The sequence below is a fragment of the Cellulomonas sp. genome (assembly GCF_017744555.1).
Classification (GTDB): Bacteria; Actinomycetota; Actinomycetes; order Actinomycetales; family Cellulomonadaceae; genus Cellulomonas.
The window spans coordinates 1-8,953 of the sequence record NZ_JAGIBD010000058.1; the positions used below are offsets into that span (position 1 = coordinate 1).

The following is an 8,953-nucleotide window of genomic DNA, read 5'->3' on the forward strand; positions in this document are numbered from 1 at the left end:
GAGCTGTGGGCCGTGTGGAACTCCCACCTGCGGTACCGGCCCGTGCTCGAGCGCGTCGTCGGGCCGACGCGGCAGGTGGGGCGGGACCCGAAGTTCACGGTGACGGCGTCGGTGCTGGCATGAAGGCGCCCCGCGAATCGCAGTTCGCGTGAAGCGCTGCAAGAGGCTGCACCGAGCGATCCGGCCACGTCAGGGCAGGGCGTGTCCGAGCGTCCTCGTCCCTCATCGGCGGACCCACTGATCATCCGGCGGGTCGTGCCGGACCCAGACCTCGCCAGAGCCCATCGATGGAAGCCCGAGCGACGCCTCGTCGGCGGCAGACTTGAGAAGCTCAAGGCTCCGCGAGGAGACCCCCACGATCCCGGCCGCCCGTAGCAGTACGGCGGCCTCCATCCTGGTCTCAGCCCGGCACATTGCCTGGCTGACGCATCCGCCGCGTGAGTTCGGAGCCCGCTCATCGTTGGCGGAGAACGCGAAGTAGATTCCCCTAGCCACGACGGGGACCTTTGAACCTGATGTGGATCACACCCACCAAGTTCTCCCCCTTCGTCACGTCGACGTGAAGATGATTCCTCGACCCGGGGCACATCCCTCTGGGCGCGCACGTTGCTCCGCGGCTGCGCAAGACCTCGACGGCTCGTCTCTGCACCCGCTTCGCCTGTGCGATCGACGACGCCCGGACGCTCGTACAGACGCGGGCCCCCGACGCGGGCGCGGCACGGTAGTTGGCCATCCACCCCGCGGCAGCTCTGTCCCCCGAGGCTGCACCACGACGCGTTGTGGACGAGCTGGCCGGCCTGCGCGGGATCAGCCGTGACGTAGTAGGTGTGCTCACCCGCGACGTGCAGGTTGTGCCGTCGCCGTCGCCGTCGCCGTCGAACCGCAGCGTCACGAGGTGGTTGTCGCCCGTCGACGTCAAGGGGGGCGATGACCGCCTCGGCCGACGTCTGACCCACCTCCGGATCACCCGCAAGGACCTGTACTCATCGACGCACGATGCGCGCCACCGCTTCACGATCGGGTGCACCCAGCTTCTCGATGATCCTTCGCACATATGCCTCGACGGTCTCATCGGAGAGAAACAGCAGGCCGGCGATCTCCGTGTCCGACAACCCTCGTGCGAGAAGGCGCGCGACGGCACGCTCCGCGTCGTCGAGACGAGCACGCCACGGCCGCCCACCGCGGAGCACGCCCACACGGTCCCCCCACCGAGCGCGTCGCAGAGCGCGCGCCGACTCCCGGGCGACGTCCCGACGGACATCGAACAGCTCCCGCTCCGCGCGGCACTCCTGCTCGCCGTCGAGCCACTCGACCCCCCACGCTGTGGCGAGCTCGGCTGCGAACTCCTCGTAGAGCAACGCGTTATCCAACTTGAGATGCAGGTCCATGCCGTCAACGCGGAATTTGTCGACAGGCTCCTGGAGGTAGAGCAGCCACGGATACGCCTTCAAGAGAAGAACATGCTGTCCGACAGGCGAGCCCACACGGCAGATCCCGACGCGCCCGAACTCCGGCCAACTGGCGTGGTCGATTTTCTGCACTTAGAACCACCGCGAACGGTGAACTACGTGAAAGTCCCTCAGAGACGGTCGACCATTCACATTGAAGCCTTTCTTACCCCGCCCAAAGTTAGAGGTGTAAGCCCTCTGGTTATTTTTCCATGCCGCCGATCGGTAGGCGACACGATCAGCATTTACTCCCCGCGCATACTGCTTCGAGCCATTCGGGAGAACAGTCTTGACAGCCCCCCGTCCGGCATGTACGCGCCCAGCGATCGCCGTCGTAATTCTGGAAGCCCTGATTGAGCTCTTTGCGCCCGCAACACCATTATGGTACGCACGTGCAGCCTTGAGCACTCGGCCCACACGTGCGACGCCTACGGCGATCGTCCCCACCCCGACGAGTGCCGCCGCCGCCATGACGCCCATCTCCAGGGCCTTGCCCTTGTTGCCGTTCGCCGCGTACGCGACCGCCGTTCCACATCGGCACGGCCATCGCTCCGCAGGTCGCCCACGACCTGTTCGCTCAGGCCGTCCGCGTGCAGCGCCCCGGCGGCCAGCAGCGGGCCGCGTGGAACTCCCACCTGCGCTACCTGCCCCTGCTCGGATGCACCGTCAGGCCGACACGACAGGCCGGGCGTACCCGAAGTTCGACCAACTCGACCCCGGTGATGCTTCTGGCATCACCTCGTCACAGGCAGGGGAGACGCGTCCTAACGGTCGAAGAACCGCCACCTCGTTGCGATGGGCATTCCCCGGAAACGCACCCGACGCATCTTCGCAGAGGGTGCGGCGCATTCCGGAAAACTACTCAACGCCTCCGGAGAGGAGCCTCCGAAGCATGCTCTTTATAGTCGAGGTCAGTGTGTATTCCACACCGTCGACACTCACGATCCTCCTGGGCGCCACTCGCCCCCCGCTCGCCCGTGCGCCGTTGAGCACGTAGGAGACGGCAACTCGGTAATAGGCGCGCAGGATTTCGCGGACATCATCGTCACTCAAGTCCTCCTCGAACTGATTGTGCGAGAAGTTTCCGTCGATCTCAACAAAGAAGAACCTATCACCGGGGGTAACAACTCTCGCAGCGCGCCGAGGCTCGGTCGACGACACCTCAAGGACCACTGCGCCGCGCTCGACGCCTAGCGAGTGCTCGAGCGCCGCTTCCTCGACGGAAACCAGGTGCTCCAGTGTCTCTATTACGTCACTTTGCTTCATTTTTTTCCAGCCCCCAATGCCCCAGTTGCGACCGGTCGGATTCCACGTTACCCCCAGTCGCGTCCGTTCGATATGAATATGCACCGGCTGAATTCGCTGACGCCAGGCCGGCATTTTGTTCCAGTGTCTTCGCTGAGCCCCGAGAGACACTCGAAATGGGCCCCCTTGATACTGGGGCCCTATGTGGACGATATTATTCTTCTTGATCTTCGCCCATGCCGCAGTGGCTACCTTCTTTACGGCCTCACGAAGCGCGCTCGTTGGCCCGGGTGTGCATGCGGCGTTATGCACAAGATACTCGTCATCCCCGCCGGTAGTCACGAAGTACGTGTGTGCACCGGACGTGTGCAGGTTGAACACGGTGGCGTCCGCCACGTCGCCCAGGTCGTCGACGCGCGCGACGGGGTGGAGACGACCGTCGCGTCCCACCGCCTCGTCACCGACGGCGAGGTCGACGGCGTCGACCCAGCCCTCGCCGACTACCCAGAACGGGTGGTTCGCCGTCGAGAGGACCGCGTCGTCCTGCCCCGCGAAGCCGACCCTGATCAGGTGCTTCACCCCTGCGGACCAGATGGGCGCGATGACGACCTCGTGCGTGACCTCGCCGGTGAGCGGGTCACGGGCCAGGACCTCGTCACCCGTCGTCAACGACTCGATCGGCGCCGTGCTGCCGTCGGCGAGGCGGACCAGCGTGCCCGCCACGAAGCTGTTGCACACCTTCGCCGCTGCACCCGCCACCTTGGCTGCGCGCCCCGCCCGGACAGCGGTGGACACCGCCTTGACCGCAGCACCCGCACCCACGAGCGCGGCCGCCGCCGTGACGCCCATCTCCAGGGCCTTGCCCTTGTTGCCGTTCGCCGCGTACGCGACCGCTGACACCGCGGCCGATGCCGCACCGATCGGCCCGGGGATCATCGAGGCGATCTCCCCGACGGCCGCCACGACACCCAGCACCTTGCCCCAGGCGATCGTCCCGCCGAGGTCCGTGCAGTTCACCGGGTCGGCGTTGCAGTAGTCGTACGCGCTGGCCGACCCACCCGGTACCGGGTCCACCTGCAGGAACCGCCCGATCGCCGGGTGGTACAGCCGCACCCCCATCAGCAGCACACCCGCGGGCGTGTCCGCCGACCGCTGCGCCGCGCCCAACCACCCGTACCGCGCCGGCGGCGCGTTCGTGGTGGCCGCACCGCTCATCGGCACCGGGTTCCCGAACTCGTCGAACGACGACAACCGCAACGCCGACCACGAGGCCACCGACGCACCGTCGTCCACCGGCAGCGTCCCGACCACGTCGCCGTGCAGGTCCACGATCTGCAGCACCCGCCCACCGGCGGCACCGGTCTGCACGGCGACCTGCCCGTCGGCGCCCTCGACCCACCGGGTCACCTCGTCGGGGCGGGTCGCGTCCTCCACGATCCAGCCCGGCTCGTCGCCGTCACCGTCGTAGTGCACGACCTGCTCGGTCGAGGCAGCCCACTGGTCGTTCACCCACGCCCACGTGCGCTGCGTCGAGAACCGCTGCAGCGGGTCCAGCGTCCACTGCGCCTTCTCGACGCCCGGCACCTCCTGCGTCGCCACCAGGTCGTTGACGAAGTACCCGGTCGTCGCCACGCCCGCGCCGTCGGCCGTCGGCATCGCGGTCGTCCGGCCGAACGCGTCGTACGCCCACGCCTGGCCGTTGCCACCCGACGTCGACACCAGCCGGTCCGCCGAGTCGTACGTCGACGTCGTAGTGGTGGCACCCGTCGCCCCGGGGCAGGCCGCCCCCGCCGACGCGGTGGCCGCGCGCAAGCTCGACGAGCCCGCACGCCAGGACCTTCTGAGGAGCCGACGCGGAGCCCGAGACAGCGCCTGGTCACGTGAAGGCGTCGGGCCGCTCAGTAGCAATCTCCGGCAGGGACGGAAAGTGGCGACCGAAACGCTGGTGGGCGAGCAGTTCGATGTAGTCCTGACTCCAGGTGTCGTAAGTTCTCGTGAAGTCCTTCTCGAATGGCGGAAGACCCGGAGGGATGGCCGCTGGGCAATTGCCCAGCACTTTCCCACCGCTTTGCTCGATCGCGCCGACGTGGATGACACCGACGTCGATCACATCAACCCCAGTAATACTGCGACAGTCCGGCAGGAACGGCTCGCACCAGTCGAGAAGAGCAGCCACCAACAGAACCCTTGACCCTGCTGGCCTTCCACTCAGAAGGACGACTCCGCAGCACTGCCACCCTCCGCGCCTTGTCGGAACATTCCAGAAGTCACCAGGCTCGAGGCCCGCATTCGTTCGCAACTCGCTACCTCCCCAGCGAGGACCCACGGTCCAATAATCCTCCTAAAAAACGTGCCGCCGGTGGGTGTTTGCGGCGCGTAGGAGAAGAACATGCTGCCTGGCAGGCGAGCACACCCGGCAGATCCCGACGCGCCCGAAAGCCGGCCAGCTGGCGTGGTCGATCGTCTGAAGAACCCCTCGCGACCCCCACTCTTCTTTGCTGATCCCCGAGGGTCCGGCGGCAAATCTCACCGCTGCGAGCGCCTCCTGAAGATGCAAGACGAGGTCGAGCCCCGAGATCGCCGCAGCATCCTCCCAGAGTCGCTGCCCTGGCCCAGTCAGACGAACGGACCCGTCGCGGGCTTCGACGAGACCCGCTGATGCAAGATTTCTGAGGGCGCTCGACACCTCCGCGTCGCTCGGGACTGCGTGATTGTCGTGATCTGCGGCACGCACGACCGATCGGAGCCGCACCCAGCCCTGGGCGGGCCCGATCGCAGCGAGAATCCAGGCGTCACTGAGATCCCACCCCTCCACGACAACCTCCGCGGGATTGCTCGGGCGCCCCGATCCAGACGCCGGTGTCTTTCAGTTGGACGTTCACTCGCGGCGTCAAGGACCCTCGGGCCTGGCTGGTCGGTCGCCGCACCAGCCGCCGATGCGCGCTCTCTCGATCCTCGGCAGCCCCTCGATCACGCTGATGTGCTCGAACTGCGCATTGCTGACGATCCGCACGTCCTGCAGCCGCTCCAGACGGCTCAGCGGCCGCAGGTCCACGGGCGCGCCCTGCGGCGCCGAGGGGTCGGGCGACAGCACCAGGATCTCCAACCCGGCAAGGCGCTCCAGCCCTGCCAGCGAGCCTAGCGGTGCATCCATCACGATGAGCTCCCGCAGCCGCTGGGGCGGGTCGTCGCACCGGAAGTCGAAGGGGGTCGAGACACCCCGTCTCATCTCGAGCCGCAGGTGCTCGAGCTCCCGCATACCGGACACGGCGGCCATCGAGGGTTCGGCCACACGGTCGAGATGGAGGTAACGCAGACGGGTCATCTGACTCAGGGGGCCCTCGAGCTGGTCGGTACTCGCCGCCAGTTGACGCACTTCCGTCAGCGTGGAGACGTCGACCGGCTGCCGCAGGCGGGTCCTCGCAAGGATGTCAAGACGTTCGACGTGCCTGAGGGCGTCCGCCGGCAGCGGAGGCACGATCCCCCGAGCCCACACCAACACGACCACCGGCTGCAGATCCGCCAACCAGGCGAGCGAGGGAGCCCTCGGATCCCAGCACCTGCTGGTGATCTCCACCCCCGCGACGCCCTTCTTGCGCAGCGCGGCGATCGTCGACGGCGCCGGAGGCTCGTCAAACTCCGCCAAGCGCACCTCGCGCCCACCCGCGATGCGTGCCGTCGTGATCTTCATCCGTCGTCCTTCCCGCTCCGCCGCCGACGGGTCCAGGCGTCGGCGGGCGGCGCACTCCGCACCCAGACGTCACCCAGGGCGACGTGCCCGAGGCCGAGGTCCCGCTCGTCGGCGGCCGACCCGAGGACCTCCAGACGTCGCGACGACACGCCGCCGACCCCCTCCGACCGGAGGAGAGCGACGGCCTCCATCCGCGACGCGGCACGGCACACGGCCTGCAGGAAGCACCCGCCACGCTCGTCGACTCGGACCTCTCCTCGCCCTCGAACCACGCGAAGAGCACCTCGACGTCGACCAGCGGAGAGTCGACGACCGGGCTCACCTCCCGGTGCGTGGAGGCGCGAGCCGCGGCTCGCGCCCGTGGTCGGGCGCGGTGCTCTGGTGCCGGGCACGCTCACTCCTCCCGCAGCCCGAGCCACAGCGTCCGGGCGAACTCCCACCCGTGGGCACGCGAGTGCTCGTCGCGGTAGCAGGAGTACGACAGGTCGAGCTCGGACGCATGCTCCACGTCCGGCTCTACGTACCCCGCCCGGTACTCCTCGTGTGCGCCGGTGAGGTACCGCACGTTCTTCTCGACGAGGTACAGCTCGGACGGGTGGAGGGCGTCGACCTGCTCGTCGACCGTGTCGAGCGGGGGCACGACCACGTCGAGGACCGGGCTGCTCCGGAGCGTGACGGCGACCCTCGGCGCCCGGCCCCCGAGGGCGGCGCCAAGCGACGCGCAAACGAGCAGCACCTCGGCCGCGAGTCGCATCGGACGCTCGTCCACGCGGCGTTGCCCCAGGAGGTCGTCGAGGTGGATCGAGTCGACGTAGACGTCGCCGCTCTCGTTGCCGTCACCGCGCACCACGCTCGCGACCCACGCCTCGACCCGGGATCTCACGAGACCGTCCGATCGTCCGGGCGACCGCCGCCGATCAGACCGCGGCGCCCGCCCGCACCTCCCAGCCGCACGAGCCTGCGGAGCATGTCGATGACGCTGGAGGTCAACGTGACGTCGGTACGGTCGACGGTGACGATCCTTGTCTGGGCGGTGCGACCGTTTCCCTTGCGCGCACCGTGGAAGACGGAGGCGAGCGCGACCTCGTCGGTCGTCACCTGCATCACCTCGTGCTCCGTGGGTCGCCTGTCGCCGTGTCAGAAGTCGTCGCCCGCGGGCTCGTCGAACCAGTGCGGGTCGTCGGGGATGTCGACCCAGAAGTGTCGACGCGCCTGTTGCGCGAAGTCCAGGGGGTTGTCGGCGGCGATGCCGTCCACCAGCTCCCTGATCGTCGCGTAGGCCGCCCTCCTGCTCCATCGCGGGAGCACGATCGCACGGGACCCGTGGAGCGGGGAGACGAACTCGGCGCGCGTCTCGTGGAACGAGGGCGAGCAGACCCGAGCGCGGATCGAGAGGTCGTAGGGCTTCGCTCCTCCGGGCCGCAAGGGCCGCCACTCACCGCGCACCCGCCGCCAGCCCCAGCCTCGGGTCGCGTCGTCCCCGACGCCCACCTCGACGACCGTGGCCCACACCCCACCCGGACGGCCGGAGGACGCGAAGCGGCCCTCTCGCCGGTCGCGGACCTCGACGAGCGACACCACCCGGATGCGGTGCGGTACGCCCGCGGCCTCCCGGCTCTCGACGCTCGACACCGCTCCTCACCCCCTCCCGTCACGACGTCACGAGCTCCGTCAGCCTCCCGGCCCGAGCAGCCGCAGGCCGATCTCGCGCGACTCCGCGTCGTCGCACCACACGACCGGGGCGTACTCCCCCTTGACCTCCACGAGCCCACCGTCCCAGAGCCCTTCCGATCTCACGAGACCTTCGTCGTCGATGATCGCGTCCTCGTAGTCGCCGTCGGCGCCTGGCTCCCAGTAGTGCTGGTGAATCGCAGGACGGGCGACCCGCTGCCCCCGGAAGGCACGCTCGCCTCGCGGCACCCGGCGGGTCAGCTGCTCCCACTCGAGGAAGACCATGCCCACGGTGCGGCCGTTCGTGTCGAGCACCCGGCCCGCTCGCCCGACGTACCGCGACGCCACGCTCACTGCTGCCCCGCTCGTCGGCCGACCCGCTCGACCAGACCGTCGAGCCGGCGTCCGAGTCGCGTCGCGGCGACCACGACGGGATCGACGGCGCGCGCGAGGGTCGGGATCACGGTGGAGCCGTCGACGTCCGACCGGAGGATCACGTGGTCACCTCTGGTCCGCCGCATGCCTCGGCCCGGGCGGCCCGGTAGAGCTCGAGCCGGTCGTGCTCGTCACGCCAGTCGCACGGCGAGGAGAAGCCGACGGCCTGTGCGAGGTCGTCGAGGTGCCGGGACACGGACATGACCTTCTCCTCCTCGGCACGATCCGCACGGTCGGCCGACGGTGCGGATCGTCATCGTCCCGGCGCCCACGGCCCGGTGTCCACCGTGCCCCGCGGGCGTGGTCGGTCCGCACCTCCCGCCCGCCCCTCTGGGACACTGGCCCCATGCCGCTCGACGACGCCCCCGCGCCCCGCGTCCCCCTCGCCGACGTCACGCCGGCCATCGCCCTCGGCCCGCTCGACGGCCGCTACCGGCCGACGGTCGCGCCGCTGGTCGACCAC

General features: G+C 68.9%; 11 protein-coding genes and 1 pseudogene. 2 read left to right on the plus strand and 10 right to left on the minus strand.

Going from position 1 to position 8,953, the window contains the following annotated elements; all coding sequences use genetic code 11:
* Positions 1-123: pseudogene (locus tag J7523_RS19515) on the plus strand (methyltransferase); the annotation flags it as partial.
* 860 nt (positions 124-983) lie between these two features.
* On the opposite strand, the gene J7523_RS19520 reads toward J7523_RS19515, so the two are convergent.
* Positions 984-1,541 (minus strand): helix-turn-helix transcriptional regulator, encoded by a 558-nt coding sequence (locus J7523_RS19520; RefSeq protein WP_291890342.1) that lies wholly within the window; start codon positions 1,539-1,541, stop codon positions 984-986.
* A 440-nt stretch (positions 1,542-1,981) separates the two neighbouring features.
* Between J7523_RS19520 and J7523_RS19525 the strand changes: the two genes are divergently transcribed.
* Positions 1,982-2,353: a hypothetical protein gene (locus tag J7523_RS19525; RefSeq protein WP_291890357.1), complete on the plus strand. Its 372-nt coding sequence runs from the start codon at positions 1,982-1,984 to the stop codon at positions 2,351-2,353.
* On the opposite strand, the gene J7523_RS19530 is transcribed toward J7523_RS19525, so the two are convergent.
* The 9 genes from J7523_RS19530 to J7523_RS19570 form a co-directional block, all read right to left on the minus strand.
* Positions 2,307-4,412: a polymorphic toxin-type HINT domain-containing protein gene (locus J7523_RS19530; protein WP_291890343.1), complete on the minus strand. Its 2,106-nt coding sequence runs from the start codon at positions 4,410-4,412 to the stop codon at positions 2,307-2,309. The genes J7523_RS19525 and J7523_RS19530 overlap by 47 nt on opposite strands.
* A gap of 157 nt (positions 4,413-4,569) precedes the next feature.
* On the minus strand, positions 4,570-4,869 hold the full coding sequence (locus tag J7523_RS19535; RefSeq protein WP_291890344.1) for a hypothetical protein: 300 nt from the start codon (positions 4,867-4,869) through the stop codon (positions 4,570-4,572).
* A gap of 714 nt (positions 4,870-5,583) precedes the next feature.
* Positions 5,584-6,384 (minus strand): hypothetical protein, encoded by an 801-nt coding sequence (locus J7523_RS19540; RefSeq protein WP_291890345.1) that lies wholly within the window; start codon positions 6,382-6,384, stop codon positions 5,584-5,586.
* 394 nt (positions 6,385-6,778) lie between these two features.
* Positions 6,779-7,267: a hypothetical protein gene (locus J7523_RS19545; RefSeq protein WP_291890347.1), complete on the minus strand. Its 489-nt coding sequence runs from the start codon at positions 7,265-7,267 to the stop codon at positions 6,779-6,781.
* Positions 7,264-7,482 (minus strand): hypothetical protein, encoded by a 219-nt coding sequence (locus tag J7523_RS19550; RefSeq protein ID WP_291890349.1) that lies wholly within the window; start codon positions 7,480-7,482, stop codon positions 7,264-7,266. Before J7523_RS19550 ends, J7523_RS19545 begins: the two co-directional genes overlap by 4 nt.
* Before the next feature lie 39 nt (positions 7,483-7,521).
* Positions 7,522-8,016: a hypothetical protein gene (locus tag J7523_RS19555; protein WP_291890351.1), complete on the minus strand. Its 495-nt coding sequence runs from the start codon at positions 8,014-8,016 to the stop codon at positions 7,522-7,524.
* A gap of 39 nt (positions 8,017-8,055) precedes the next feature.
* Entirely contained in the window at positions 8,056-8,403 is a 348-nt protein-coding gene (locus tag J7523_RS19560; RefSeq protein ID WP_291890352.1) for a hypothetical protein, read from the minus strand.
* 2 nt (positions 8,404-8,405) lie between these two features.
* Positions 8,406-8,552, minus strand: a complete 147-nt coding sequence (locus J7523_RS19565) for a hypothetical protein (protein WP_291890353.1) — start codon at positions 8,550-8,552, stop codon at positions 8,406-8,408.
* Complete coding sequence (locus J7523_RS19570) at positions 8,549-8,692, minus strand: hypothetical protein (protein WP_291890354.1); 144 nt, start codon at positions 8,690-8,692, stop codon at positions 8,549-8,551. The genes J7523_RS19565 and J7523_RS19570 overlap by 4 nt, the downstream gene beginning before the upstream one ends.
* Positions 8,693-8,953: the final 261 nt, after the last annotated feature.